The following is a 26,431-nucleotide window of genomic DNA, read 5'->3' as shown; positions in this document are numbered from 1 at the left end:
TGTTCGAGGATCAGACATGCAAGCGATACGTCCCACTGGGGTGGAAAATCTCCTCGGTGAGGAGGAGCTGATCGTATCGAAGACCGACCTCAAAGGCCGCATCACCTACGCCAACGACGTCTTCATCCGGATGGCGAAGTACTCGTGGAAGGAGCTGATGGGCGCCCCCCACAGCCCTATCCGCCATCCCGACATGCCGCGCGCCGTCTTCAAGCTGCTGTGGGACACGCTCCAGTCAAAGCAGGAGATCTTCGCCTACGTCGTCAACCTGGCGAAGGACGGCAGTCATTACTGGGTGTTCGCCCACGTCACGCCGACATTCGACGAGCGCGGCAATATCGTCGGCTATCACTCCAACCGCCGCAAGCCCGACCCTGCGCAGATCGAGCGCATCAAGCCGATCTACAAGACGCTGTGCGCGGAAGAGGCGCGGCATGCCAACGCCAAGGACGGCATGCATGCGAGCTTCGAGGCGATGGTCGGGCTGCTCAAGCAACAGGGTGTCGGTTACGATGAATTTGTGCTCTCTCTCTAAGGCGCAGGGAGCGACCGCGCTCGCGTGTGTTCTTGCCGTCGTTGCGTTCGTTCTCTCGCTTCTCGGTGCAACCGGAATCAGCAGTGCTGCCTTGCTCGGCGCGACGGTCGCGTTACTCGGCTACGCCGTCTGGTGCCAGCATCGCACGGCGGTGGCTGTCGATGAGGTGGCCGATGTGTGCCGCAAGGCGGCGCATGGCGATCTCGAAGCGCGCATCATGAGTGAGCGGCAGGCCGGGCGGATCGGCGCGATCCAGAAATCCGTCAACGACATGCTCGACATCACCGACGCCTTCGTCCGCGAGGCCTCGGCGTCGATGGACTATGCCAGCCGCGGCAAGTATTTCCGCAAGATTCTCGCGCGGGGTCTGCCCGGCTCGTTCCGTCGCTCGGCGGTCGTCATCAACGCCGGCACCGACGGCCTCGGCCGCCGCGTCGTCGAGATCGCGGAGCTCGCCAAGCAGTTCGGCACCCACCTCGATGAGGTCGCAGGCGGCCTGATGAGCGCCGCGGCCGATCTCGAATCCGACGCCGGCCAGATGGCCGCGGCGGCCGAGACGACGAACCGTCAGACCTCCGGCGTGCGCAGCGCGTCCGATCAAGCCTCCAGCAACGTCGCGACGGTGGCGAGCGCGGCAGAAGAACTGGCGTCATCGATCGCCGAGATCGGCCGCCAGGTGGCCGGCTCGACCGCGAGCACGGGACGGGCGGTGAACGAGGCCAATCGCGCCGGCAGCGAGATCCGCTCGCTCGCCGATGCGGCGCTGCGGATCGGCGACGTCGTCAGGCTGATCAGCGAGATCGCCGAGCAGACCAACCTCCTGGCGCTCAACGCCACCATCGAGGCGGCGCGGGCAGGGGAGGCCGGCCGCGGCTTCGCGGTGGTGGCCTCCGAGGTCAAGAGCCTCGCCAACCAGACCGCGAAGGCGACCGAGGAGATCAGCGCCAAGGTCGGCGAGATGCAGCAGTCGACGACCAACTCGGTCGCGGCGGTCGAGGCGATCGCGCAGACCATCGCCGAGATCGACGGGATCACCGCCGCGATCGCAACCTCCATCGAGCAGCAGGGTCTCGCCACCCGCGAGATCGCCCGCAATGTCCAGGAGGCCTCGGCCAGCACCACGCAGGTGTCCTCCAACGTCACCGGCATCAGCGAAGCCGCCGCCGACACCGGCCGTGTGGCAAGCCGCGTCAACAGCGCCTCCGAACGCGTCCACGGCGAGGTCGAGACGCTCCGGCGCGAGGTGACGCAGTTCCTGCAGCGGCTGACGTCGGCCGCGTAGGGCTGCGCGACCCACCGCCGTCGTCCCGGACAAGCGCGCCCCAAGGCGCGCGCCGATCCGGGATCCATAACCACAGGCAGTGGTTGGGTGCGAGCTGATAATTACCAGCCTTCGTCAAACGACTTCCTGTGGTTATGGGTCCCGGATCAGCGCTCCGCTCCGGGCAACGCTGCGCGTTGGCCGGAGCTCTGCTTGTCCGGGACGACGTGTGTAGGAAGAGCGCGGCGTAGCCACAATCTCCGTCGTCGCCCGGCAAAACCGGAACGACGGGGATACTTCCTAGGCACCCCGTGCCCGTTGTTAGTGCTTGATCGCACCCCCCTCAGGTGTTCTGCTCAAAAAAGCTGCTGGAGCATCGCATCCCGTGTCGATCTACGTCGCATTACACCACGTCACGCACTACAAATACGACCGCCCGATCGACCTTGGCCCGCAGACCATCCGCCTGCGGCCGGCGCCGCATACGCGCACGCCGATCCTGAGCTATTCGCTCAAGGTCACGCCCTCCAATCATTTCGTGAACTGGCAGCAGGATCCGCAAGGCAACTGGCTCGCGCGCTACGTCTTCCCGGAAAAGACCACCGAGCTGAAATTCGAGGTCGACTTCACGGCGCAGATGACCGTGGTCAACCCGTTCGACTTCTTCGTCGAGCCCTATGCCGACAGTTTTCCGTTCGAGTACCCGAAGGATCTCAAGACGGAGCTGGCGCCGTATCTCGAGACCGTCAAGCCCGATCGTCTGTTCGCGCAATATCTCGACTCGATCCCGACTGAGGCCCCGAACACCGTCAACTTCCTGGTCGATCTCAATCGCGAGCTCCAGAAGAAGATCCGCTACATCATCCGGATGGAGCCGGGGGTGCAGACGCCGGAGGAGACGCTTGCTTCCTGCGCGGGCTCATGCCGCGATTCCGCCTGGCTCCTGATCCAGACGTTTCGTCATCTCGGCCTCGCCGCGCGTTTCGTGTCCGGCTATCTCATCCAGATCCGTCCCGACATCGATCCGATCGAGGGACCGCCCGAAGTCGAGAACGACTTTACCGATCTGCACGCCTGGGCCGAGGTCTATCTGCCGGGCGCGGGCTGGATCGGATTCGATGCGACCTCCGGCATGCTCGCGGGTGAGGGGCACATTCCGGTCGCCGCCACGCCGCATTATCGCTCCGCGGCGCCGATCTCGGGCGGTGCGGGCTTTGCCGAGGTCGAATTCGCGTTCGATATGAGCGTGCGGCGCATCCGCGAGGCGCCGCGCATCACGAAGCCCTTCTCCGATGAGGCCTGGGCGCGGCTCAACGATCTCGGCGAGCAGGTCGACGGCGATCTCGCCGCGCAGGATGTTCGGCTCACGATGGGCGGCGAGCCGACTTTCGTCTCGGTCGACGATCTCGAGGCGGCGGAATGGAACACAGACGCCGTCGGCCCGACCAAGCGCGCGCTCGGTGACGATCTGATCCGCCGCTTGCGCACGCGCTTCGCGCCGGGCGGCCTTTTGCATTACGGCCAGGGCAAATGGTATCCGGGCGAGAGTCTGCCGCGTTGGGCCTTCGGCCTTTACTGGCGCAAGGACGGCGTGCCGATCTGGAAGAATGCCGACCTCATTGCCAAGATCGAAAATCCGCGCCGCGCCGAGGTGAAGGACGCCGAGGCCTTCATGGAAGGCACGGCGGCCCGGCTCGGCCTCGATGCCGGCTACATCATGCCGGCTTACGAGGACACCGCGTACTGGCTCCAGAAGGAGGCCGAGCTTCCCGTCAACGTCGATCCCTCCGATTCCAAATTGTCGGATCCGGAAGCCCGCGCGCGGATGGCGCGCGTGTTCAACGAGGGCCTCAACACACCGCGCGGCTTCGTGCTGCCGGTGCAGCGCTGGAATGCGCCGCCGCGCTGGCGCAGCGAGCGATGGCAACTCCGGCGCAATCATCTGTTCCTGATGCCAGGCGATTCGCCTCTCGGTTTGCGCCTGCCGATCGGCTCGCTCGGTTACGTCCCGCCCGACCAATATCCCTACATCGTCGAGCAGGACCCGATGGAGGTCAGGGACAAGCTCCCGGTGTTCACGCTCGCCGCGCGTCCGGAATCCCCGCCGCGGGCGGCGCCCGAGCAGCTCAACACCTCCGTCCCGGTGCGCACCGCGATGTCGGTCGAACTCCGCGACGGCGTGCTTTGCGCCTTCATGCCGCCGGTCGAGCGCATCGAGGACTATCTCGAACTGGTCGCTGCGCTCGAAGCTACCGCGGAGGAGATGCAGCTGCAGGTCCATGTCGAGGGCTATCCGCCGCCGTTCGATCCGCGCATCGAGGTCATCAAGGTGACGCCCGACCCTGGCGTCATCGAGATCAACGTCCAGCCGGCGAAGAGCTGGCGCGACGCGGTGGAGATCACCTCCGGACTGTACGAGGACGCGGCGAAGGTGCGGCTCGGCGCCAACCGCTTCCTGGTCGATGGCCGTCACACCGGCACCGGCGGCGGCAATCACGTCGTGGTCGGCGGTTCGAGCCCGCAGGACTCCCCGTTCCTTCGCCGCCCCGATCTCCTGAAGAGCCTCGTGCTGTACTGGCAGCGGCATCCGTCGCTGTCCTATTTCTTCTCCGGCCTCTTCATCGGCCCGACCAGCCAGGCGCCGCGCATCGACGAGGCCCGGCACGACAGCATCTATGAGCTCGATATCGCGCTCTCGCACGTGCCGCCGCCGGGCACCCAGGCGCCGCTGTGGCTGGTCGACCGCCTGTTCCGGCATCTGCTGGTCGACATCACCGGCAACACCCACCGTGCCGAGATCTGCATCGACAAGCTCTATTCGCCGGAGGGGCCGACCGGGCGGCTCGGCCTCGTCGAATTCCGCGCGCTCGAAATGCCGCCCGATCCGCGCATGTCGCTGGCGCAACAGCTCCTGATCCGGGCGCTGATCGCAAGATTCTGGCGCGAGCCGCAGGCCGGCAAGTTCGTGCGCTGGGGCACCGCGCTGCACGACCGCTTCATGCTGCCGCACTTCATCTGGGACGATTTTCTGGACGTGCTCACCGAGCTGAAGCAGTTCGGCTACCCGTTCGAGCCGGAATGGTATCTGGCCCAGCTCGAATTCCGCTTCCCCGCCTTCGGCCGCGTCCATCATGGCGGCGTGACGCTGGAGCTGCGCCAGGCGCTGGAGCCCTGGCACGTGTTGGGTGAGGAGGGCTCGGCCGGCGGCACCGTGCGCTATGTCGACTCATCGGTCGAGCGGCTTCAGGTCAAGGCGGAGGGCTTCGTCGAGGGCCGCCACATCGTCACCTGCAACGGCCGCCGCCTGCCGATGACCCCCACGGGCCGGTCGACTGAAGCCGTGGCCGGCGTCCGCTTCAAGGCCTGGCAGCCGGCCTCCGGCCTGCACCCGACCATCCCCGTTCACGCGCCCCTGACGTTTGATCTGATCGATACCTGGAATGGCCGCTCGCTCGGCGGCTGCGTCTATCACGTCGCCCATCCCGGCGGGCGCAGCTACGACACCAAGCCGGTCAACACCTACGAGGCCGAGGCGCGCCGGCTGGCGCGCTTCCAGGATCACGGCCACACCCCGGGTCCGATGCAACCGCCGCCCGAGGAACGCACAAATGAGTTTCCGTTGACCCTCGACTTGCGGACCCCGCTCCTGCAATGAGTATGATTTGGGGGCAGGGAGACGCGCATGGGCGAGGGCGCAGCCGAACAGGATGACAAGGCGGAGAAGGCGCAGGGCCAGCGTGAAGGCCAGCGCCGCCTCGCGCAATGGGTCCGCGACTATAGCCGGCTGCCCGGCATCCCCGACGAGTTCTTAGGGCCAGACGGCGCCCCGCGCGCGGTCTGGAGCCGCTTCTTCGACGCCTTCGGCGCGCTGGCGCCCGACGAGATCGAGCGGCGCTTCGGCATGGCCGACCGCCATCTCCGCGAGGCCGGCGTCACCTACCGCGCGCCCGGCGACAGCGCCGACCGCCCGTGGTCGATCAGCCATCTGCCGCTTCTGATCGACGAGGCCGACTGGCGGCAGCTTTGCGCCGGCATCACCCAGCGCGCCGAGCTGCTGGAACGCGTGCTGCGCGACATCTATGGCGAGGGCCGGCTCGTGGCCGAAGGCGCGCTGCCGGCGGCCGCGATCGCCGGCAGCCCCGAATATCTCCGTCCCGTCTGCGGCGTGCCGCCCCCCGGCGGGCGCTATCTCTCGCTCTATGCCGCCGATGTCGGCCGCGGGCCCGACGGCCGCTGGTGGGTGCTCGGCGACCGCACCCAGGCGCCGTCGGGCGCGGGCTATGCGCTGGAGAATCGCCTGGTGCTGTCGCGCGCCTTCTCCGACCTCTACAAGTCGATGAACGTGCCGCGCGTGGCGCCGTTCTTCGAGGCGTTCCGCGACTCACTGCGCGCGCGCGCCGACCGCGACGAGCCTAGGATCGGCGTGCTCACCCCCGGCAGCTTCAGCGAGACCTATTTCGAGCATGCGACGCTGGCGCGCTATCTCGGCTTCCTGCTGGTCGAGGGCGACGACCTCGCGGTCAGCGACAACCGCGTCCACATCCGCACCGTGGCCGGCCTGAAGCGGCTCGACGTGCTGTTGCGCCGGGTCGATTCCAACTCGCTCGATCCGCTCGAGCTCGATGCCTCCTCGCGGCTCGGGGTCCCCGGCCTGATCGACGTGCTGCGCAAGGACGGCGTCGTCGTCGCCAACATGCCGGGCTCGGGCGTCCTGGAGGCGCGGGCGCTGCTCGGCTTCCTGCCGGCGCTCAGCCGCCGCCTGCTCGGGGAAGACCTGAAGATGCCGCACATCGCGACCTGGTGGTGCGGCCAGCGCGCGGCGCGCGACGAGGTGCTGGCGCGGCTCGACGAGGTCGCGATCGAAGGCGCCTACCGGCGCGGTGTGCCCGATTTCGACTCGAGCGGTCCGGTGCTCGCGAGCGAGCTGGACGCCGCCGACCGCCGGCGCCTGGTCGACGCCATTACTGCGCGCGGCATGGACTATGTCGGCCAGGAAGTGGTGCGGCTCTCGACCATGCCGGTGTGGGAGCAGGGCCAGCTCACGCCGCGTCCCTTCGTGCTGCGCGTGTTCGCGGCCGCCACGCCCGACGGTTGGGCCATCATGCCCGGCGGATTCTGCCGGATCGCCGAGCAGCCGGACGCGCGCGCTGTGTCGATGGGCGACGGCGCGCGCGCCGCCGACGTCTGGGTGGTCTCCGACAAGCAGGTCCCGACCGCGACGCTGTTGCCTGCGACCGACAAGGTGCGCATCCGCCGCATCGCCGGCGTGTTGCCGAGCCGTGCCGCCGACAATCTGTTCTGGCTCGGCCGCTACCTCGAGCGCGCCGAGGCGACGCTGCGGCTGGTGCGCGCCTTGGGCTCGCCGAGCGGGCCCAACAAGGGGACTGCGGCCTCGCTGCAATCGGCCGAACGCATCCAGCGCCTGCTGGTGGCCTGGGGCGCGATCTCGCAGACGTCGCGGGCGGCGCCCGGGCGCATCACGGCCGAAGCGTTGCAGAGCGCGGAGCGTTTCGGCTCGGCACTGTCGCTGGTGCGCGCGGCACAGCGCACCGCGACCTCCTTGCGCGAGCGGCTGTCGCCCGATGCCTGGCAGGTGATCACCGAGATGGCCGAGCGCCTCGCCATCGAGGTCGAGGACGACGACAGCGTGCTGAGCGCCGCGGAGCTGACCTTGCAGGAGCTTGCGAGCTTCGCGGGCCTCGCGCAGGAGAACATGAACCGCGCCGCCGGCTGGCGCTTCCTCGACATCGGCCGCCGCATCGAGCGCGCCATCAACACCACGCGCTTCACGCGCCAGTTCGCCTATGACGAGGCCGGCGACGAGGATCTCGACATCCTGCTGACGCTGGTCGATTGCCAGATCACCTACCGCTCGCGTTACCTGCTGGCGCCGATCCTGGCGCCGGTGCGCGACCTCGCGGTGCTCGACGGCTACAATCCGCGGTCGGTGGCGTTCCAGGTGACGACGCTGAACGAGCACATTGCCGCGCTGCCGAGCTTGAAGGAACACGGCCTGATCGAGAAGCCGCAGCGGCTCGCGGTGGCGATGCAGGCGATGCTCGCGACCGCGGAGGCCGAGAAGCTCGAGGTCAAGACCCTGTTCGCGCTGGAGCAGGATCTGCTCAGCCTCGGCGAGGCGATCGGGCAGCACTACTTCCCGCACGGTCCCAATGCCAGCCGGCCGGAAAAGCTGACGGGGCTGGCGTGATCTACGACATCCGTCACGTCACCACCTACGAATACGAGAATCCCGTCAGCTTCGCCCGCTGCACGCTGCGGCTGCAGCCCAGAAGCGGCGGCGGCCAGGAGCTGATTTCGCACAATGTCGAGATTCATCCGCGCCCGGCCGAGCGCAATGTGCGGCGCGATTTCTTCGGCACGCTCACCGAGAGCGTGGTGATCGAAGCCGCGCACCGCAATCTGCGCATCGACTCGCGCTCGCGCGTGTCGGTGTCGCGCCGGCCGCCGCCACGTGATGCGTCGAGCCCGTCCTGGGAGAGCATTCGCGACCTTGCCTTCGAGGCGACGAGCCTCGGGCCGGCTTCGCCCGTCGGCTATGTCTTTGCCAGCCCCCTGGTGCCGGTGCTGCGCCCGGTCAGCGCCTATGCCGGGATAAGCTTTGCGCCCGGCGCGGGCATCCTCGAAGGCGCGGTCGATCTGATGCATCGCATCCGCAACCAGTTCCGCTACGACCCCAAGGCCACGGTGATCTCGACGCCGCTCGACGAGGTCTTCGACAAGCGTCACGGCGTCTGCCAGGACTTTGCCCATGTGATGATTGCAGGGCTGCGCGGGCTCGGCCTGCCGGCGGCCTATGTCAGCGGTTATCTACGCACCATGCCGCCGCCGGGCCAGCCGCGGCTGCAAGGCGCCGACGCCACCCATGCCTGGGTCTCGCTCTGGTGCGGGGCGGAGCTTGGCTGGATCGATCTCGATCCGACCAACGATGTCCTGATCGGCAACGACCATATCGTGCTCGGCGTGGGACGCGACTTTTCCGACGTCTCGCCGGTCGACGGCATCATCGTCGGCTCGCCCAAGCAGAAGCTCAGTGTTGCCGTCGACGTGCTGCAGGTGGAGTAGGGCGGGTACTCATCAGCGTCGCATTACCGACGCAAAGCGGAGGGCTGCCATCTGGAATTTGATCGGCAGTTTGTGACCCCAAAGCGGACGTTAGTCGAACCGTGCGGCCGACGTGCCAAGGGCTTTTGGATGAATCGGACTTGGTCGCGGAAGCCGGTTTCGCTGTCTTCGCCGTGTTGGATGGGGCACTGGATCAAGATCGTGTGGAGGAAGGGTGTTAGGGCACTGTTGACCGCTCGCGCCGCCTCCGCGGCGTCATCGACTCTCAGGCGCTGGTGTACTACGGGGGCAGCCGGCCGGTCAGTTTTCCGTGACACCGGCCCGCAACCTTCAGAATACGAAAGCTCGTGGCAAGGAAGCCGGTTCTGGTTTATCAGAAGGCCCCGCATGGCGGCAGCGGCGGAATAGTCAGAGCCAGCGGCGAACCTCGGCTTTGTAGCGGCGGTAGTCGTCGCCGAACTTCGCTTCGAGATAGCGCTCCTCGCGGGCGATCACTTGCGTCTGGATCGCGATCAGCACCAACGGGAGCAAGGCAAAGGCGATCGGCCCGTCAAAGCCGATCGCAAGGCCGGCATAGATAAGCGTCATGCCGAGATACATGGGATTGCGGGTCCATCGATAAGGACCGGTCGTTGCGATGAGGGTCGTTGGCTGCGACGGCGGAACGTTGGTGCCCAGCCGCCGGAACAGCCCCGCCGCCGCAAGCATCATCGCCGCGCCGGCAACGAACAGCAGCGCGCCCGTCGCGACCAGCAACCGCCAGTCGATGCCGAAAGAGCGCAGGGTGACGAACCGCTCCGCCGCCAGCCCCAACAGCAGCGCTCCCAGATAGACGAAGGGCGGAGGGAAGCGCACACCCGCGCTGTCCGGTTCGACGGCCATGCTCATCCCTCCAATCTGTGCTGTAAAACCAGCCGGAGTCAGGCAGTGCAAAAGCCGGGGACGGCGACCTTCTGGAACAGGTGCGGCCTGGCTACCACGGATGAAGGATATGCTGGAAGTTTCCCGACGAATTGGGGATGGGCGAAGGCGGCGCGGACGGTCTCGGTGGATTCCCATACCACATAGTTCAGATAAGTCGGGCTTTCGCCGAGCGCTCGGTGCAGTTGCATGGAAATGAAGCCCGGTTGCTTCGTTATGATCTCGGCAGCCGCCTTGAAAGCGTCCAGAAATCCCGCTTCGTCGGCGGGATCGATCGTGAAGAGGTTGATGAGCACGACAGGCGCGGCCGCGATACTGAGTTGGCGGTCAAACGGAAATTTCTGGTCTAGGGGCTTGAATGGTTTGATGGCGGCCATGGTGGCGCTCCTGTCTATTGTGAAATTGAAACTGGCGTGATCGATGCTGCTTGCTCTCAAACCACCATCGACTGCTGGGCGAAGATACCCGCCATCGCGCCCTGCGATGATGCCTGGGTGACCGAGGGCAAGAAGGGCGTGGCGAGGTCGCCGGCGGCGTAGATGCCCGGCATGCTGGTTTGGCGGCGCTCGTCGACCTTGAGGACGATGCCGACGGGCGTAGGCACGGTGGCAAGGCCCAGTGATTCATGCAGGCTTGCGGACGGCTTGGTGCGCGGATTGGCGAACAGGATGTCGACCGCGACATTGCGGCCGGTATCGAGATTGACGGTGGCGATATGGCCCTTGTGATGGGAGATCTCGACGATCCGGCCATTGACGACAGGTATGTTGCGGCGCGCCAGATCGGCCTGGATATCGGGCGGAATGTCGTGACCATCGGCGAAGAGCGTCAACTTGTCGGTCCAATCGTGGAACAGCCGGGCCTGATTGTGCGACTGCGGGCTGGACCAGACGAGGCCCCAATGCTGGCCGGCGACTTCAAAGCCGTCGCAATAGGGGCAGGGCACGATGGACGTGCCCCAGCTTTCGGCGTAGCCCGGAACATCAGGCATCTGGTCGGCGACGCCATAGCTCAGGATCAAGCGACGCGCCCGAGAGCTTTCGCCCTCGGAAGTGAGGACGGTGAAATCGTCGATGGCGCCCGAGACGCTTTCGGCCCGGGCACCGACCAGCTTGATCGTGGGATAACGCGCCAGTTGCTGCCGCGCCTCGGCCAGGATGTCCAGCGGCGGCTTGTGATCGTGGCCAAGCAGGCCATGCGAATGGCTGGCGAAGAGGTTGCGTGGCAGGCCAGTATCGAGAACGGTGACCTTGCGGCGGGCACGGCCGAGCTGCAGGGCGGCGGCGAGGCCGGCAAAGCTGCCGCCGATGATGATGACGTCATTCATTGTGGTGAACTCCGTGTTGCGGATGGAAGAGGATGGGCCGGACTGGGCGGTGGCCGGGGCGCGGGCGATGCCGATGGCGGAAAGCGCCGCGGCCAGCTTCAGCAGGGTTCGTCGCTGCATGGATCTCTCGTATTTCAGGCCGTCGATCGTCCGACAAATGCGCTTGCGCATTTCGGATACTAAATGGTATCGTAATATGAGAGATACGATACTGTCAAGGACTGGAATTGTCGTGACCAAAAACAGCCAGGGCCGGCGCGGCCGGCCAGCCAACGAGGCGCTTGGCCAAACGATCGTCGACACCGCGGGCGAACTTTTTGCGGAACTGGGTTTTCAAGCGACGACATTGGACAAGGTCGCCCAGCGAGCGAAGATATCCAAGCTCAGCATCTATCGGCACTTCGAGAACAAGGAGGCGCTGTTTGGCGCGGCGTTTGCGGCCCGCTGCCATCAGTTAATACCACAGGCCCTTTTTGAAGGCGTCGACGGTTCGGCCGAAGATCAGCTCATGGCGGTGGGATCATCACTGCTTCGCACGCTGTTGCGCCCGGACGTCCGCAATGTCGAAGCCATGGTCTTGGCCGACATGACGAGTCAAAAGTCGTTGAGCAAGCTCCATTACGAAGCCGGCCCCGCCCATATCATCGCCCAAATCGAGGCCCTGTTGCGTCAGTTGCACGCGAAGGCGGTTCTGAACGTGCCCGATCCTCTCCGGTCCGCCCGCTTGTTTGCCGCGCTTTTCAAAGGCTCCGATCTCCTGATGATCGCACGCTTCGATCAGGCGAGAGCAGAGGACGACAACGAAATCGAATCCTATTGCCGGTCGGCCGTCGCCATGTTCATCGCCGCGCACGGTGGCAACGAGCACGCGGGCGGATAGCCTAGCGGTGAAATACCCATGGTATTCGATGCGCCAGATAGCGGCTTGGATCGGTAAGCCAAGTCTGGTTGGAATTGGCCCATCTCCGACCTAGTGTGAGGGACGCCAACGCGCCGCTTTAGAGGTGGAGCGGACTCTCCAAGAAGTGCAGCGTCTGTCAGCATACGCCCTGGAAACGGTCGGCGCTCGCCCGTCACCGGACCATGGTCGCGCGATCCCAGGCCTTGTAGTCGGGCGAACCTTGGGTGCGGATCGGACCGTCGTAACCGTATTCCACCATGTGCACGGTCACGTAATCCTCGCCGAAAAACGCGACGCCGTAGGATTGCGGCAGGTCGGACGCGCTCAGCAGCGCTGTCTCGGAGAACAGCGGAAAGCTCGCATGGTTGGTGCCGCGCAGCGATGAGACCGGGACGCCGGCAATCGAGCCGGCAAGAGGCAAGTGACAATGGCCGAAGAAGACGTGGCGGATCTTCGCCCGATGGCGGCTGACGACATGGCGGAATGGAGCTTCGTCGAGCAGGCGGATCTGGTCGAACGGGACGAGATGCACCGGCATGGGATTATGGTGCATGAAGAGCAGGAATGGCCCGTCATGCTCGGCCAGCCGTGCCTCGAGCCAGCCAAGACGATCCTCGCAATAGCGGCCGGCGTGCGTTTCCGGATGGGCGGTGTCGAGAAACAGGCAGCGGCCGGCGGCGGTATCCTGGATGCCCTGGACGAAGGCGTTGTCGTCGGCGAGGTCGGGGAACACGCTCAGGAACGCGGCGCGCCGGTCGTGGTTGCCGATGCACAGCCGGATCGGCAGCGGATATTCGTCGATGCGCTGCTTGAGCCATTGATAATCGGCGAGATCGCCCCAATCCGAGAGATCGCCGGTGATCACCATCAACTCGGCGTCGTGATGATCGTTCAGCGCATGCGCGAGCGGCCGCTCGAAATTGGCGCGCGGATCGCGGCCGCCGATGGTCGCGCCGGGCGCCGTCAGGTGAATGTCGCTCAAATGCAGCAGTTTCATCGCCATCTCCAGTCATTGGTGCGGCACGGGGCGCCGATGGCGTCCCGCGCCGGCGGTTGTCAGGACCCTCAGCGCGCCGCGCCGGTCGTCTTCGGCAGCAGCTTCTGCACGTCCGCGGTCATGTCGGCGAGGACGGCCTCGGGCTCCCTGGCGCGGGCGCCGGAGATGATCGAGTTGAGATGATCCTTGATCACGTCAGTGATCTTCAGGCCGTTGTCGCCGGGGAAGGCGTACCATTTGGTGAGCAGCGCGAGCTGGCTGACCGCGGTGAAGTTGTTGGGGTTCTTGACGTAGAAGTCCTTCAGATAGACCTCGTTGGCGACCTTGTTCGGCGGCATGTAGCCGGTGGTCTCCGCCATGATCGCGGCGCCCTTGGGGCCGGTCCAGAACTTCACCGCTTCCCAGGCGGCGTCGCGCTTGGCCTTGTCCTTGGCGAGGATCAGTACGACATTGCCGCCGGCCGGCAGCCTGCCGTTCGGAGAGGCGACGTCCGGGAACGGGATCGTCTTCAGCGCGAACTTGCCGCCGGTCATCTGCGTGACCTTGTTGAGGTCAGAGGTCGAGGTGATGTGGAAGCCGGTCTTGCCGGCCGCGAACGCCGCGCGCATCGACGGCTGGTCGAGGTTGGGCATGCCGCCCTCGTTGACGAGCCGCGCAATCGTGTTGATGGCGAACTTGCCTTCCGCCCCGTCGAACGCGACCTTGGTCTCGTCGGCATTGAGCATGGTGCCGCCGCGCGCGAACACCGGCGCCTGCCACAGCCAGTTGCCGGTGATGTCCCAGGCATAGGTGACGCCGTTGGTGTCGTTGCCGAGCGCCTTGACCTTCCTGGCGAGCGCGATCAGCTCGTCCCAGGTCTTCGGCAAATTGTTCACGTCGCCGCCGGCCTGCTTCACCAGGTCGAGATTGACGTAGACGATCGGCAGGGAGATCGCGAAGGGCAGGGCGTAGACCTTGCCGCCGGCGGTGCCGATGTCGTACATCGCCTGGTGGAAGCCCTGCTTGTCGAAATCCTTCTCGGCCGCGATGTAGCCGCCGAGCTCGGCCGGGATGTTCTTGTCGACCAGGACGCGGATGCGGTTCAGGCCCTGGAAGGACACGTCGGGCATCTGGTTGGTGACGGCTTCGCGCAGCACCTTCTGGGTGGCGTCTTCGTAGGACTCGTAAGGCGCGCGCATGGTGACCTTGATCTCCGGGTGCACCTTGGCGAACTCCTCGGCGATGCGCTTGTGCGTCTCGGTGAACAGCTCCGGATAGGGATACTGCATCACGATCTCGGTCTTTGTCTGCGCGAGCGCAGATCCGGCCACGAGCGACAGAGCCGCCGCGGCGATGATGGACTTCAGCATGGATAGACTCCTGTTTGAGGTGACGCGGTTACTTGATGCCGGTGAGGGTGATGCCCTCGATGAAACGGCGCTGGGCAAAGAGAAAGGCGATGACGAGCGGCGCGATGATCACCATCGCCGCGGCCATCAGCGGGCCGTAGCTGGTGCCGGCCTCGTTGTTGCGGAAATGCGCGACCGCAAGCGGCGGCGTGCGCAGATGCTCGCTGTTGAGCACGATCAGCGGCCAGAAATAGTCGTTCCAATGCGCGACCACGGAGAAGATGCCGAAGGCGGTGACGGCCGGGATCGCGGCCGGCAGCATCACCCGCCAGACGATGCCGAACTCGGAGATGCCGTCCATGCGTGCGGCGTCGACGAGATCGTCCGGCACCGTCTTGAAGAACTGGCGCATCAGGAAGATGCCGAACACCGAGATCGTGAAGGGCAGGACCAGCGCGGCATAGCTGTCGAGCAGGCCGGCCTTGTGCAGCATCAGGAAGACGGGGATCGCGGTCGCCTGCGGCGGGATCAGGATCCCGAACAGGACCAACGCGAACAGCGCCTCGCGGCCGCGGAAGCGAAGCTTTGCCAGCGCGTAGGCCGCCGGCAGCGCCACCATGACCTGCAGCACGAAGATCGAGACCGTGACGATGACGCCGTTGAGCAGGAAGCGCAGCAGATTGGCCTTGGCGAAGGCCTCGCGCAGGTTCTCCACCAGCGCGAACTCGTGCGGGATCAGGTGCAGCTCGCTGGAAAAGATCTCGGTCTGCGGCTTGGATGCGGTCGAGATCATCCAGATGAAGGGTGCCAGCATGAGCGCGGCGCCCGCGATCAGCAGCACGTGGCGGAGGATCGCCCGGAACGGGATGGGATGCGCGTAGCTCATGTGTAGTGCACGCCGCGATCGGCGAGCCTCGATTTGATCAGGGTGAGCAGGAGAACGAAGACCAGGAAAACGACGGTGATCGCCGCGGCATAGCCCGAACGGAAGAACTCGAAGCCTTCCGTGTACATGGTGTGGATCAGGACCTCGGTGGATTTCGACGGGCCGCCCTTGGTCAAGACGTGCACGGTGTCGAACACCTGGAACGAGCGGATGCCGGAGATCACGACGACGAAGGTCGTGACCGGCCCCAGCATCGGCCAGGTCACGAGACGGAAGCGGGCCCAGCCGCTCGAGGCGCCGTCGATCTCGGCCGCCTCGTAAAGTTGCTTCGGGATCGAGACGAGGCCGGCGAGGAACAGCACCATGTTGAAGCCGACCGCCTGCCAGATGCCGATGGCGCACAGGGCATAGAGGGCGGTGCTGCGGTCCTGCAGCCAGGCGAAGGCCGGCAGGCCGGCGCCGCGCAGCAGCCCGTTCACCAGGCCGAATTGCGGATGCAGCATGAATTCCCACACCACCGCCATCGCGATCAGGGTCGCCATGACGGGCAGGAAATAGATCGTCCGGTAGAGGCTGCGCAGGCTGGTGCCGCTCTGAATCAGGAGCGCGATGGCAAGGCCTGCGATCACGGCGCCGGGCACCACGATCACGACGTAAGCCAGCGTGTTGCGCAGCGCGGTCCAGAACACCTTGTCGGCGAACAGGTCCTGGTAATTGGAAAGGCCGATCCAGGAGAAATGCGGCGCGCCGAGCTGATAATCGGTGAAGGAGAGGGCGATCACGCCGGCGAGCGGACCAAGCAGCATCGTCAGCATCAGCACTGCTGCCGGCGTCACCAGGGCGTAAGCGGAGTATGTCCGCCGGCTGCCATGGGCCTGCACCGTGCGCTTCGTCGCGCCTGCCGGAGCGATGGCCGCGCCAATGGTCATGGAGCCGTCAGACATGGGCGGGCTCACGGACGCGCTCGGGCTGCTCCAGTCTGATCTCGATCCGTTTCCCGGCCGGATCGAAAATCCGCACCGCGTCGGGCGCGAAACCGAAGGTGATTGAGCTGGCCATCGCAGGCAATTGCCTGACGTCCGCGAGCCGTGCGATCAGGCGCAATCCGGCGCCTTCGATCGCAAGGTGCACGAAAGCTTCCGCACCGAGATTCTCCAGATGGACCACGGTTCCGGAGAACGGCCCCGCGCCGAGGTCGATCCGCTCCGGGCGGACGCCGACGCGGCATTCGCCGGCCGCCGCTTGGCACGAAAGCTTCAGGGCAGTCCCGAGCACGTCGACGCCGCCGTCCTTGCGGATCCGGCCGGGGAGGACGTTGATCTTGGGGCTGCCGATGAATTCGGCGACACGGATGTCGCCGGGGTTGTTGTAGATCTCCGCAGGCGTCCCGGCCTGAATCAATTCACCGCCCATCATGACGGCGATCCGGCTCGACATCGTCATCGCCTCGGCCTGGTCGTGCGTGACGTAGACGAACGTCGCCTTGAGACGGCGATGCAGCTCGGCGAGTTCTGCGCGCATATGGACACGCAGCTTTGCGTCGAGATTGGAGAGCGGCTCATCGAACAGGAAAGCCAGCGGCTCGCGCACCATGGCGCGTCCGACCGCGACGCGCTGCCGCTGACCGCCGGACAACTGCCCGGGCTTGCGCCGCAGCAATGGAGATATGTCGAGCTGCTCGGCGATCCCTTCGACGTCGGCCCGGATGTGCCGTTCCTTGGCGCGCCGGCCCGGCAGCAGCTTGCCGAGCAGCGGCAGCCGTTCGATCGCCGAGAGGCGCCGCATCCTGAGCGGCACTGCAATGTTGTCGAAGGTACTCAGATGCGGATAGAGCGCGTAGGATTGGAAGACCATCGCGAGGTTGCGTGCGCTCGGGCGAATGGCGTCCACGGGGCGGCCGTCGATGTGGACTTGGCCGGAATTCTGCGGCTCGAGGCCGGCAATGATGCGGAGCAGGGTCGACTTGCCGCAGCCGGAAGGCCCGACCAGCGAGATGAACTCGCCGTCCTCAACTCGGAAATCAATGCCCTTCAGGACGTCCGTGCCGTCGAAGGACTTGCGGATTGCGGAAAGCTCGATCTGCGCCATGCGCGCTGGTCCCCTGCTGGCCTTGTTGCGGCGCATGAGGAGTAGGGAGCGCATCTGACATTCACATAACGGTCAATGGCCGTCCTTATGGTCATCCCAGGTTTTGCCTTTGCCGGGTTCGGAGATCGATTTGGGGTTGTTGTCGTGGCGTTGACGTCCTCGCGCGTGCGGGCGGTCAATGCGGTGTTCGAGACCGGCAGCTTTGCCGCCGCAGCAAGGCGGCTTGGGGTGTCCCAGCCGTCAGTTGCGCAGCTCGTGCGCGATCTGGAGGCCGAGTTCGCGGTTGCGCTGTTCGACCGGCACGGCCAGACTCTGATCGCGACGCCGCTGTGCCGCCGGCTCTACGCAGCGACGAGCCGCATGCAGGCGATCGAGGCGGACGCACTGGCCATCCTGCAGCAGCGCGATGAGCTCACGGGAGGTGAGCTTCGCATCGGGCTTGGCAACGCCATGCCGGGCATGGCGCTGATCGCGGCGTTCCGCAATCTGTATCCGAAGATCCAGATCAACATCGAGATCGGCAGCTGGTCGGCGATCATGGCCGCCGTGGTCGATCAGCGCGTCGACGTTGCCGTCTTGCCGGAGGTGCCGCAGGACAACCGCTTCCGGCGCGAGCCCTGCGTGCAGCAGCGCGTCGTGGCGATCTGTCATCCCGTTCACGAGCTCAGTCGTGAATCGCGCGTGTCCATCGCCGGCCTCGTGCAATATCCGCTGGTCTTTCGGACCCGGGATTCCGCGACCCAGCGCGCCGTCGACAGGGCTCTTCGCGCCGTCAACCTGCGCGCCACTCCCGCGATCATCGTCAACACACGCGAGGGGATGCTGGAGGCGGTTGCCAATCGGCTTGGTGTCGGTTTTGTCTGGGAGCACGGCTCGAGCCGCATCGACCGGATCGCGAAGGTGGCGATCGCGGAAATCGAGACAGAGTCGCCCGAATACATCTTCTCGCTGGCCGGCAAGCGCGGCAAGCTGGTCGAGCTGTTCTATCTGGCCAGAAGTCTTTCGCGCTCGGCCGAAGGTGCCGCCATGCTGGCCGCGTCCTGATGCGGCAGTCGGGCCCGGAGTCGACCCCGGCCCTCCGGCACCTTTGGTTGCGGTATACTGTGGCGTCAACCGTGATGTTGCGCGGCGGGACGGCAAGATATTTACGTATTTTTGCTTCGGAGTTTGGTGACCCGGCCGAAGATGGGCTATGCTCCCCGCTGCGTCGAGGAGAAGAATGACGTCGGGAGAGAGCATGGGACACCAGCGGCGGACGAGGCTGCATCCATGATGACGTTACCGAGACTGGCTGCCGAAACCCTGGAGAAGATGCTGGGTCGGTTCATGCGTCGCCGGTACGACGAACCTTCCGCCCGGGTGCTGGAGGGATCGACGCGCACCGCGATGGAGTGTATCGGCAACAGCGACGCGCTCTACCACAACATCGAGCATACCATGCTCGTGACTTTGGCCGCTCAGGCGATCCTCTCGGGACGCAATCTCCATGCGCATCTTGCGGCGGAGGACTACCTCCACATCCTGATCGCCTGCCTGGCGCACGACATCGGCTATGTCCGCGGCCTGTTCCCGGAGGATGACGAAGACGGTTTCATCATCGACGAGGCCGGGACCAAGGTGTCGCTGCCGCGCGGTGCATCGGATGCCAGTCTGATGATGTATCACGTCGATCGCTCGAAACTGTTCGTGCTGCGGCGGCTGCCTCCGATCCGCGGTCTCGACCCGGAGCGCATTGCGCGCGCCATCGAAGGGACGCGCTTTCCCGCCCGTGAAGGCCAGGAATATGACCACGAAGCCTCGATCCTGCGTGCGGCCGACTTCATCGGCCAGCTCGGCGATCCCAACTATCTGCGCAAGGCCAACGCGCTGTATTACGAGTTCGAGGAGGTCGGCATCAACCGTCAGCTCGGCTACGATTCGCCCGCCGACATCGTGAATCGCTACCCGCAATTCTATTGGAACAGCGTCGCACCGCACATCCAGACCGAAATCGGCTATCTCAACAAGACCGAGATCGGCCGGCAATGGATCGCCAACCTCTACAGCAACGTGTTCCGCGCCGAACGCGACATCTCGCTGTCCGGTCCGCAGAGATAGGCCGGGCTACGATCGCGGTCACTCCGCGAGACATGCATGCAACAGAAAAACATCGCCACTGACGTCCTCGACATCGCCTACCGCGAATACGGCGCGCCGGAGGGCTGGCCCTGCATCATGGGTCATGGCTTTCCCTACGATGTGAACGCCTACGCCGAGACCGCGCCGATCATTGCACGAGCCGGCGCACGGGTGCTGGTGCCCTGGCTGCGCGGCTATGGCCCGACGCGGTTTCGATTCCCGGAGACGCTGCGGTCCGGCGAGCAGGCGGCGCTTGGCGCCGATCTCCTCGCCTTCATGGATGCGCTCGGCATCGAGCGCGCGGTCGTCGGCGGCTATGATTGGGGCGGGCGTGCGGCTTGCGTGGTCTCGGCGCTCCATCCGGAACGCGTGATCGGGCTCGTCTCCGGCAATTCCTACAACATCCAGAACATCGCCCGCGCCATGGAGCCGGCCTCGCCGCCGGAGGAGGCGGCACTCTGGTATCAATATCTCTTCCACAACGAACGCGGCCGCCGCGCGCTGGAGCGCAACCGCCGCGGCTTTGCCCGTCAGCTCTGGGCGATGTGGTCGCCGAAATGGGCGTTCGACGACGCGACGTTCGAAACAAGCGCTGTGTCCTTCGACAATCCTGATTTCGTCGATGTCGTGATCCACTCCTACCGCCACCGCTACGCGCTGGTGGCGGGCGACCCCGCCTATGCCGCGATCGAGGCGAAGCTCGCCGCCCAGCCGCCGATCCGCGTTCCGACGATTGCGATCGACGGCGACAGCGACGGCGTCAATCCCGGCACGGCCCACCACGCGCGCAAGTTCGAGGGGGTTTTCGAGCGGCGCGTCTTCACCGATGCCGGCCACAACCTGCCGCAGGAGCGGCCCGCCGAATGGGCCCAGGCCGTGCTCGACATTCGCAACGCAGCCGAGCGCGCCTGATCATTGCAGCACAGACGCATTCGCCGCATTCGATCTTGATTTGCGTCAATGTTGCTGCCCATGAGGGGTGTTCTGCTGGCTGTCGTCCCGGTCCGGTTCGTGCTATCTTGAATTGTGCCTCCGGGCTTTGCACAGGAGTGGCGGCCATGACGAGTGCTTCGGATACATCTCATCAAGCGAGCCTCGGTTCGGGCATCGCCGCGCTGCATGCCAAATGGGGCTGGATCGTCGCGCTCGGCGTCGTCTATCTGATCGCCGGCTTCGTCGCTCTCGGCAGCGTCGTGATGGCGACGGTGGCGAGCGTGATCGTGGTTGGCGCGATGATGATCGTGGCTGGTGTCGCCGAGGTGATCGGCGCATTCCAGATGAAGAGCTGGGGTAAATTCCTGATCTGGGCGTTTCTCGGCGTGCTCTATATCGTCGCCGGCTTCCTGACCTTCGCGAATCCGCTGCTCGCGGCAGTCCTGCTGACGCTGTTTTTGGGAGCATCGCTGATCGCCTCGGGCGCCGTCAGGCTGTTTCTCGCTTTCAGCATGAAACGAGAGAGCCCGTGGGTGTGGGTTGCGCTCTCCGGCGCGATCACGTTGCTGCTCGGCCTGCTCATCGTGGCGCGCTGGCCCGTGAACAGCGTCTACATCCTCGGCCTGTTTCTCGGTATCGACCTGATCATGGCCGGTGCCGGGTGGATCAGTCTCGGCTTTGGCCTGAAGCGGCGAGGCTGAGCGCAGGCGCGTGCAGCTTTCTCTCTCCATCTCTTCCGTCGGGAGAGGTGAAGCGATGGCTTCATGCGCCAGGCCGACGCGGGCCATCAGCAACTCGACGCAAGACCATCTTGCAGAACTCCGCTGATCTGACGCGCTGACAAGAAAGCAGCACGCCGCGCAGGCGCTGACCGCCTCGCGCGGGCGATCATCACCGGGGAGAAACCATGAGAGCCGCTTTGGCCCTGGCCGCAGCGCTGGCTGCCGGCTGCCTGTCCACGCCCGTTTTCGCGCAAAAGTCCTACGGTCCCGGCGTCAGCGACACCGAGATCAAGATCGGCAACACCATGCCCTATAGCGGCCCGGCCTCGCCGCTCAGCATCACGGGCAGGGTGATCTCCGCCTATTTCGACGAGATCAACGAGAAGGGCGGAGTTGGCGGCCGCAAGCTCAATCTGATCTCGCTCGACGATGCCTTCTCTCCGCCCAAGACCATGGAAGCGGCGCGGCGCCTCGTCGAGGGCGATGGCGTTGCCTTCATCTTCGCGACCATGGGCACCGCACCGAGCTCGGCCATCGCGAAGTATCTCAACAGCAACAAGGTGCCGCAGCTTTTCTTGATCAGCTCGGCCTCGAAGTGGAACGATCCGGCCAACATGCCCTGGTCGATGGCGCTGCCCTGGGCGCCGAACTACACCAGCGAGGCCGCGATCGACGTCGCCTATGCCCGCGCCAAGAACCCGAACGCGCGCTTCGCGGTGCTCTATCAGAACGACGATGCCGGCAAGGAATATCTGCGCGGCGTCAAGGAGGCGCTCGGCACTGAGGCCGACAAGGCGATCGCGATGGCCTCGAGCTTCGAGGTCGCCGACCCCACCGTCGATTCCCAGGTGCTGACGCTGGCCAATACCAAGGCCGACGTCTTCCTGATCTATTCGGTGACGCCGCGCGCCTGCGCGCAGGCGATCCGGAAAGCCCATGAGGTCGGCTGGAAGCCGACGCGCTTCATCGCCAGCGGCTGCGCCAACAAGGCGACCGTGATGGTGCCGGCCGGCCTCGACGCGGGCAAGGGCGTGCTGTCGCTCGGCTCGCTCAAGCCGTTCGTCGCCGAGCCCAAGGACGATCCGGCGATGACGGCCTATATCGATTTCATGAAGCGCCGTCTGCCCAATGCCGACGTCAACAACGTCGCCGGCCTCTATGGCTACACCGTCGCCGAGGCGCTGGTGGTGCTGCTGAGGCAGTGCAAGGACAATCTGACGCGCGAGAACATCATGGCGGAGGCCGCCAACCTGAAGAACGTGCCGCTGTCGCTGTTGATGCCCGGCATCACCCTCAACACCACGCCGCAGGATTTCCGCCCCATCAAGGACGGCTACATGCTCCAGTTCGACGGCAACGACTGGGTCGTGGCGAGCGAGCTGTTGCGCGGGACGTGAGAGGCCGAGGAGGTGGTGCACCCTCTCCTCTTGTGGAAGAGGGTGCATGCGCGAAGCGCAGCCGGGTGAGGGGTCTCGATCCTCACGAATGGTGTTGCCGGCAGAGAGAACCCCTCATCCGGCGCTTCGCGCCACCTTCTCCCACAAGGGGAGAAGGAAGAAGGAGACCAGCATGGACTTTCAACACTCCGCCCGTTCGCTCGAGCTCCAGGACCGCGTTCGCCAGTTCATGCGGGCGCATGTCGAGCCGGTCGAGGAGCTCTATTACGAGCAGGTCAAGCCGGAAGCATCGCGCTACAAGACGCCGCCTGTCTTGCAGGACCTGAAGCGGCTGGCGCGGGAGCAGGGGCTCTGGAACCTGTTCCTGTCAGGTGAGCATGGCCCGGGCCTGACCAATCTCGAATATGCGCCGGTGAAGGAGATCATGGGCCGCATTCTCTGGGCGCCCGAGGTGTTCAATTGCTCGGCCCCCGATGTCGGCAACATGGAGGTGCTCGCCAATTACGGCACGCCAGCGCAGCAGGAGCGCTGGCTGAAGCCGCTGCTGGAGGGACGCATCCGCTCCGGCTTCTCGATGACGGAGCCGCAGGTCGCCTCCAGCGATGCCACCAACATCCAGTGCGAGATCCGCCGCGACGGCGGCGACTATGTCGTCAACGGCCGCAAATGGTTCACGTCAGGCGCGATGAACGAGGATTGCGAGATTCTGATCGTGATGGGCAAGACTGCGCCGGATCATCCCGACCGCCATCGCCAGCAATCGATGATCCTGGTGCCGAAGAATACCCCGGGCGTGCGCATCGTCCGCGACATGCTCACTTACGGCTACGACGATGCGCCGGTCGGACACCCCGAGATCGTCTACGAGAATGTCCGCGTGCCCGTGGAGAACATTTTGCTCGGCGAAGGCCGCGGCTTCGAGATCGCGCAAGGCAGGCTGGGCCCCGGCCGCATCCACCACTGCATGCGGCTGATCGGCTGCGCCCAGCGCGCGCTGGAATTGATGTGCCAGCGCGCGGTCTCGCGCGTCGCCTTCGGCAAGCCGCTGGCCGAGCAAGGCTCGGTGCGCGAGGACATCGCGCACTCCTTCTGCGAGATCGCGCAGGCGCGACTGCTCACCTTGCAGGCCGCCGACAAGATGGACCGCGAGAGCAACAAGGCCGCGCGCGACCTGATTGCCGCCGCCAAGATCGTGGTCCCCAGCATGGCGGCCCGTGTCATCGACCGCGCCATCCAGATCCACGGCGCCGCCGGCGTCTCGCAGGATACGTTCCTCGCGCGTGCCTACGTCTACGCCCGCTTCATCCGCATCGGCGACGGGCCGGACCAGGTGCATCTCGCCGCGCTGGGCAAGGAGCTGATCCGGCGGGGCGGAGTGGGCATGGCGTGACGGCTTATTCCAGTCGCTCCTCGATGTCGGCTTGATCGGCGATGGCAGCGCGGCGCCGGCCAATGGCCGTGCGGCCTCGTCGGAAAATTTGGCCGGAGCAAGCGCGTCCGGTTGATGGACAGGACGAATACGGAGGCGAGCTTCGCGGCAATGCAGGAGCGCATCCTATTTGGACGCCCGTGGCCGGACTAGGGCGATCGCAGGCGGTGCGGGGTGATGGACCGCCTTGTCGATCACTATGGGAAGATGAGCCCGATCAGCTCCTTCGCCTGCTCGGCAGCCAGATTGCTGATCTGGTCGGCTGCACCCAGAGTTAAGTACCATCCCAGTGGCGTCTCGGCCGCATGTTGCGCCGTGAGGCAAATTTCTTCGTTGCGTCTGACACATCTCAATGGCGGGAATAGCTTCTGGGAAGCGCTTGCCGTATGCAAGTTCCGGCCGCAGCGCATCTGGAAATCTCGATAATAGTCGAGATCATAGGTGCGCTCGGGAGGTGTGATCTCCACCGCTTCGTCCGTATGAGCATCCCGCGCTCTCACATAGGCGCGTAACCCGGACCATCTGAACAGTCGCGCCAGCAGGCTCTCGCTCTCAGGTTCCCATCGGATCGGTGGATAAAAGAACCAGCGGGAATACCCTTTGTCGCGAAGCGCCTGCTGCCAGGCGGCGCATCGATGATCCGAAGGACGGGTGTTGCCGTTCAGGCGCACGATCTTCAATTCTGCCGGCTTCTTGACGTTTGGGCTGTTGCTCAAAAATGCGCGCAACGTCGCCGCGCCCGAATTATCAAAATAGCCCCCGTCGACGACGTGGATCTCCTGGCCGTTCTTCGTTGCGACCCCGGCCGGAGAAATGACCGGAAAACGGGCGCTATTGAGCACGGCAATTCCGACCGGAATGTCGTCGAGACCCGCCCGCGCATTCCACCACGGGGCATTTGACCACGCAGTCCGCTGTCCGGTCTGCACATTCGTCGTCGAAAACAGCAAATAGGGCGGCCGGTCTGAATTGCCTGCGTGAACACTGCTGAGACGTCGGGCGAGACCGACAGCGCCGGAAATTTCCTTGTAGCCGAAAGCTTCCAGGATCGACTGTTGCCAGCTATCGAGCAGAGCTTGCCCTCGGACTGCGTTGCCCCATGGCAAGAACAGATCGCCCGTCAACAATCCGGCGAGCACCTTGGATAGATGGTCTTGTGCGAGCACGCCGTAGACGAGGTCGCTCGTCGGCGATCCGAAAGCCTTGCCGGGCCGGCAGTCGGACCACGCTTTATCGCCTTGTGCCTGCTTGTAGTCTTGACGCAGGACCGCCCAGATGGCGATGCCAAGACTGCCTCCAGATACGCCGCTGGCAGCGAAAACATGCTCTCCAAACTTTCCGCATGTCGAGTCGTCGGCCATGGCAAGCACCTGGGCGGTGAACATCGCAGCCCGAAGACCTCCGCCATCGGCGTAAATGGCAAGCTGCACGCCGGGTCGATCGACCACGGCCCAGTCTCCGCTCGTCGCGGCGGAGGGCGCCAAGAGCTCCAGTTCCTCTCGTCCGTATTTCTCTTGGGTGTTGAGCACCAACACCGCAATCAACAGAATGGCCAAAACGGGATCGATGCCTCGCACCCCGGTCAGCCGATGCGTGAGCACCATGAGGAGAGCAACGGAGACGCACGCCCACGCAAAGAAGAGGAAGACGACCGGAATGCTGCCAACACTCCAGACGGCTGTTTGCAACAATCCGTAAGACAGGGCGATCCGGGCGGTCGCCATGAGCGAAATGATGCCGACCAGAAGGCAGGTTGTGACCTTGGTCGAGGGATAGAGGTGTGCAGGAATGTGACGTCGTGCCCAAATCGTCAAGAGAGCCGCGGCGAGCGGCGTAAACATACTTATCAACGCGGCGACGAGATCGTCCTCACTTCGTGATCTTTCGTCCATCGTCATCCATACGAAGGTCGCGATGGCAGAGACGATGAAGGCGAGGGCCGCTGTCTCACAATGCGGATCGTTCGATCGCAAGCAAAAGACCCCATAGCCAAGTGCTATGACGAGCGAAATGGCTCCTGGAACTGCCTGTTTGGGAAAGAAACTAGGCACTTTTGCGTACATGAACGCATAGTGGATAAGGGCCAAACTGCCGACGAATATGAGCGCCGCAACGAGTCCGACAAGCGGCTCAGCTTGCTCGGAACGGCTCCGTTGCTGACAGCGGCGGAGCGGCAAATTCCCGAGCAGAAGAGTTGTAATCGACAGCGCCGCCGCGACAATGACTGCACTCAGCCAGAACGCTCCATACAGGGTCCAACCGATGGTTTGTGAATCTGCGCCGATCCATCTGACCCAATGTCTTGGAGTGAGTGCGAAGTTGAGGCCCCCGAGCAGCTCTCGCGTCTGGCCGCTGAAGCACAAAAGCAAGACAAGCATTGCAAGTGCAAACGTGCTGATCCACGCGCGGTAGAGCAACATCTCCCAGAGCCGAATCAGGCCGGACCAGAACGAGACGATGATCGTTCGCATTGCGACGCCCGAATATTCATGATCGCGAGATGAA

General features: G+C 64.9%; 21 protein-coding genes. 12 read left to right on the top strand and 9 right to left on the bottom strand.

Annotated elements, in window-relative coordinates:
- Window positions 1-16: 16 nt before the first annotated feature.
- From IVB23_RS08715 to IVB23_RS08695, 5 genes are all read left to right on the top strand, one after another.
- Complete coding sequence (locus IVB23_RS08715; protein ID WP_247803236.1) at window positions 17-535, top strand: PAS domain-containing protein; 519 nt, start codon at window positions 17-19, stop codon at window positions 533-535.
- Entirely contained in the window at window positions 513-1,817 is a 1,305-nt protein-coding gene (locus tag IVB23_RS08710) for a methyl-accepting chemotaxis protein (RefSeq protein WP_247803235.1), read from the top strand. The genes IVB23_RS08715 and IVB23_RS08710 overlap by 23 nt, the downstream gene beginning before the upstream one ends.
- Window positions 1,818-2,181: 364 nt before the next feature.
- Window positions 2,182-5,451 carry a transglutaminase family protein gene (locus IVB23_RS08705; RefSeq protein ID WP_247803234.1) on the top strand — a complete coding sequence of 1,090 codons (3,270 nt, stop codon included), beginning with the start codon at window positions 2,182-2,184 and terminating at the stop codon, window positions 5,449-5,451.
- A gap of 27 nt (window positions 5,452-5,478) precedes the next feature.
- The gene (locus IVB23_RS08700) at window positions 5,479-8,004 is read left to right on the top strand and encodes a circularly permuted type 2 ATP-grasp protein (RefSeq protein WP_247803233.1); all 2,526 of its coding nucleotides are present in this window, start codon (window positions 5,479-5,481) and stop codon (window positions 8,002-8,004) included.
- Window positions 8,001-8,879 carry a transglutaminase family protein gene (locus tag IVB23_RS08695; RefSeq protein WP_197967142.1) on the top strand — a complete coding sequence of 293 codons (879 nt, stop codon included), beginning with the start codon at window positions 8,001-8,003 and terminating at the stop codon, window positions 8,877-8,879. The genes IVB23_RS08700 and IVB23_RS08695 overlap by 4 nt, the downstream gene beginning before the upstream one ends.
- A gap of 408 nt (window positions 8,880-9,287) precedes the next feature.
- Here the strand turns inward: IVB23_RS08695 and IVB23_RS08690 are convergent, their stop codons facing one another.
- From IVB23_RS08690 to IVB23_RS08680, 3 genes are read right to left on the bottom strand one after another with little or no spacing between them, the layout of a single operon-like run.
- Window positions 9,288-9,761, bottom strand: coding sequence for an isoprenylcysteine carboxylmethyltransferase family protein (locus IVB23_RS08690; protein WP_061878650.1), 474 nt, complete (start codon window positions 9,759-9,761; stop codon window positions 9,288-9,290).
- 38 nt (window positions 9,762-9,799) lie between these two features.
- Window positions 9,800-10,177, bottom strand: coding sequence for an antibiotic biosynthesis monooxygenase family protein (locus tag IVB23_RS08685; RefSeq protein ID WP_197969353.1), 378 nt, complete (start codon window positions 10,175-10,177; stop codon window positions 9,800-9,802).
- Window positions 10,178-10,233: 56 nt separating this feature from the next.
- Window positions 10,234-11,127: an NAD(P)/FAD-dependent oxidoreductase gene (locus tag IVB23_RS08680; protein ID WP_061878649.1), complete on the bottom strand. Its 894-nt coding sequence runs from the start codon at window positions 11,125-11,127 to the stop codon at window positions 10,234-10,236.
- Window positions 11,128-11,359: 232 nt separating this feature from the next.
- Between IVB23_RS08680 and IVB23_RS08675 the strand changes: the two genes are divergently transcribed.
- Window positions 11,360-12,007, top strand: coding sequence for a TetR/AcrR family transcriptional regulator (locus tag IVB23_RS08675; RefSeq protein WP_197969352.1), 648 nt, complete (start codon window positions 11,360-11,362; stop codon window positions 12,005-12,007).
- 193 nt (window positions 12,008-12,200) lie between these two features.
- Here IVB23_RS08675 and IVB23_RS08670 read toward each other — a convergent pair whose 3' ends face one another.
- The 5 genes from IVB23_RS08670 to IVB23_RS08650 form a co-directional block, all read right to left on the bottom strand.
- Window positions 12,201-13,025 carry a phosphodiesterase gene (locus tag IVB23_RS08670; protein ID WP_247803232.1) on the bottom strand — a complete coding sequence of 275 codons (825 nt, stop codon included), beginning with the start codon at window positions 13,023-13,025 and terminating at the stop codon, window positions 12,201-12,203.
- A 68-nt stretch (window positions 13,026-13,093) separates the two neighbouring features.
- The gene (locus tag IVB23_RS08665) at window positions 13,094-14,374 is read right to left on the bottom strand and encodes an ABC transporter substrate-binding protein (RefSeq protein WP_247803231.1); all 1,281 of its coding nucleotides are present in this window, start codon (window positions 14,372-14,374) and stop codon (window positions 13,094-13,096) included.
- Between the two features lie 28 nt (window positions 14,375-14,402).
- Window positions 14,403-15,239 carry a carbohydrate ABC transporter permease gene (locus IVB23_RS08660; protein ID WP_247803230.1) on the bottom strand — a complete coding sequence of 279 codons (837 nt, stop codon included), beginning with the start codon at window positions 15,237-15,239 and terminating at the stop codon, window positions 14,403-14,405.
- The gene (locus tag IVB23_RS08655; protein WP_247803229.1) at window positions 15,236-16,183 is read right to left on the bottom strand and encodes a sugar ABC transporter permease; all 948 of its coding nucleotides are present in this window, start codon (window positions 16,181-16,183) and stop codon (window positions 15,236-15,238) included. Before IVB23_RS08655 ends, IVB23_RS08660 begins: the two co-directional genes overlap by 4 nt.
- Window positions 16,176-17,327, bottom strand: coding sequence for an ABC transporter ATP-binding protein (locus IVB23_RS08650; protein WP_247804802.1), 1,152 nt, complete (start codon window positions 17,325-17,327; stop codon window positions 16,176-16,178). Before IVB23_RS08650 ends, IVB23_RS08655 begins: the two co-directional genes overlap by 8 nt.
- Window positions 17,328-17,471: 144 nt before the next feature.
- Here IVB23_RS08650 and IVB23_RS08645 point away from each other — a divergent pair, with 144 nt between their 5' ends.
- From IVB23_RS08645 to IVB23_RS08620, 6 genes are all read left to right on the top strand, one after another.
- Window positions 17,472-18,371 carry a LysR family transcriptional regulator gene (locus tag IVB23_RS08645; protein ID WP_247803228.1) on the top strand — a complete coding sequence of 300 codons (900 nt, stop codon included), beginning with the start codon at window positions 17,472-17,474 and terminating at the stop codon, window positions 18,369-18,371.
- A gap of 225 nt (window positions 18,372-18,596) precedes the next feature.
- A complete protein-coding gene (locus IVB23_RS08640; RefSeq protein ID WP_061878646.1) occupies window positions 18,597-19,424 on the top strand; it encodes an HD domain-containing protein in 828 nt (275 codons plus the stop codon).
- 36 nt (window positions 19,425-19,460) lie between these two features.
- Complete coding sequence (locus IVB23_RS08635; RefSeq protein WP_247803227.1) at window positions 19,461-20,357, top strand: alpha/beta hydrolase; 897 nt, start codon at window positions 19,461-19,463, stop codon at window positions 20,355-20,357.
- A gap of 146 nt (window positions 20,358-20,503) precedes the next feature.
- Window positions 20,504-21,079: an HdeD family acid-resistance protein gene (locus IVB23_RS08630; protein WP_061878090.1), complete on the top strand. Its 576-nt coding sequence runs from the start codon at window positions 20,504-20,506 to the stop codon at window positions 21,077-21,079.
- Window positions 21,080-21,285: 206 nt separating this feature from the next.
- Window positions 21,286-22,497, top strand: coding sequence for an ABC transporter substrate-binding protein (locus IVB23_RS08625; RefSeq protein WP_061878089.1), 1,212 nt, complete (start codon window positions 21,286-21,288; stop codon window positions 22,495-22,497).
- Between the two features lie 172 nt (window positions 22,498-22,669).
- On the top strand, window positions 22,670-23,887 hold the full coding sequence (locus tag IVB23_RS08620; protein WP_247803226.1) for an acyl-CoA dehydrogenase family protein: 1,218 nt from the start codon (window positions 22,670-22,672) through the stop codon (window positions 23,885-23,887).
- 236 nt (window positions 23,888-24,123) lie between these two features.
- Here the strand turns inward: IVB23_RS08620 and IVB23_RS08615 are convergent, their stop codons facing one another.
- Window positions 24,124-26,397 (bottom strand): hypothetical protein, encoded by a 2,274-nt coding sequence (locus IVB23_RS08615; RefSeq protein WP_247803225.1) that lies wholly within the window; start codon window positions 26,395-26,397, stop codon window positions 24,124-24,126.
- Window positions 26,398-26,431 lie beyond the last annotated feature (34 nt).

This window comes from Bradyrhizobium sp. 191 (genome assembly GCF_023100985.1).
GTDB lineage: Bacteria > Pseudomonadota > Alphaproteobacteria > Rhizobiales > Xanthobacteraceae > Bradyrhizobium > Bradyrhizobium diversitatis.
Note: the sequence above shows the minus strand (reverse complement) of the source record. Positions and strands in the feature narration are given on the sequence as shown.

Coding starts and splice junctions, on each gene's coding strand:
- IVB23_RS08665 (WP_247803231.1), bottom strand. CDS start 14,374: ATGCTGAAGTCCATCATCGCCGCGGCGGCTCTGTCGCTCGTGGCCGGA.
- IVB23_RS08680 (WP_061878649.1), bottom strand. CDS start 11,127: ATGAATGACGTCATCATCATCGGCGGCAGCTTTGCCGGCCTCGCCGCC.
- IVB23_RS08655 (WP_247803229.1), bottom strand. CDS start 16,183: ATGTCTGACGGCTCCATGACCATTGGCGCGGCCATCGCTCCGGCAGGC.
- IVB23_RS08715 (WP_247803236.1), top strand. CDS start 17: ATGCAAGCGATACGTCCCACTGGGGTGGAAAATCTCCTCGGTGAGGAG.
- IVB23_RS08710 (WP_247803235.1), top strand. CDS start 513: ATGAATTTGTGCTCTCTCTCTAAGGCGCAGGGAGCGACCGCGCTCGCG.
- IVB23_RS08700 (WP_247803233.1), top strand. CDS start 5,479: ATGGGCGAGGGCGCAGCCGAACAGGATGACAAGGCGGAGAAGGCGCAG.
- IVB23_RS08625 (WP_061878089.1), top strand. CDS start 21,286: ATGAGAGCCGCTTTGGCCCTGGCCGCAGCGCTGGCTGCCGGCTGCCTG.
- IVB23_RS08650 (WP_247804802.1), bottom strand. CDS start 17,327: ATGGCGCAGATCGAGCTTTCCGCAATCCGCAAGTCCTTCGACGGCACG.
- IVB23_RS08615 (WP_247803225.1), bottom strand. CDS start 26,397: ATGCGAACGATCATCGTCTCGTTCTGGTCCGGCCTGATTCGGCTCTGG.
- IVB23_RS08640 (WP_061878646.1), top strand. CDS start 18,597: ATGATGACGTTACCGAGACTGGCTGCCGAAACCCTGGAGAAGATGCTG.
- IVB23_RS08685 (WP_197969353.1), bottom strand. CDS start 10,177: ATGGCCGCCATCAAACCATTCAAGCCCCTAGACCAGAAATTTCCGTTT.
- IVB23_RS08635 (WP_247803227.1), top strand. CDS start 19,461: ATGCAACAGAAAAACATCGCCACTGACGTCCTCGACATCGCCTACCGC.
- IVB23_RS08620 (WP_247803226.1), top strand. CDS start 22,670: ATGGACTTTCAACACTCCGCCCGTTCGCTCGAGCTCCAGGACCGCGTT.
- IVB23_RS08670 (WP_247803232.1), bottom strand. CDS start 13,025: ATGAAACTGCTGCATTTGAGCGACATTCACCTGACGGCGCCCGGCGCG.
- IVB23_RS08690 (WP_061878650.1), bottom strand. CDS start 9,761: ATGGCCGTCGAACCGGACAGCGCGGGTGTGCGCTTCCCTCCGCCCTTC.
- IVB23_RS08630 (WP_061878090.1), top strand. CDS start 20,504: ATGACGAGTGCTTCGGATACATCTCATCAAGCGAGCCTCGGTTCGGGC.
- IVB23_RS08660 (WP_247803230.1), bottom strand. CDS start 15,239: ATGAGCTACGCGCATCCCATCCCGTTCCGGGCGATCCTCCGCCACGTG.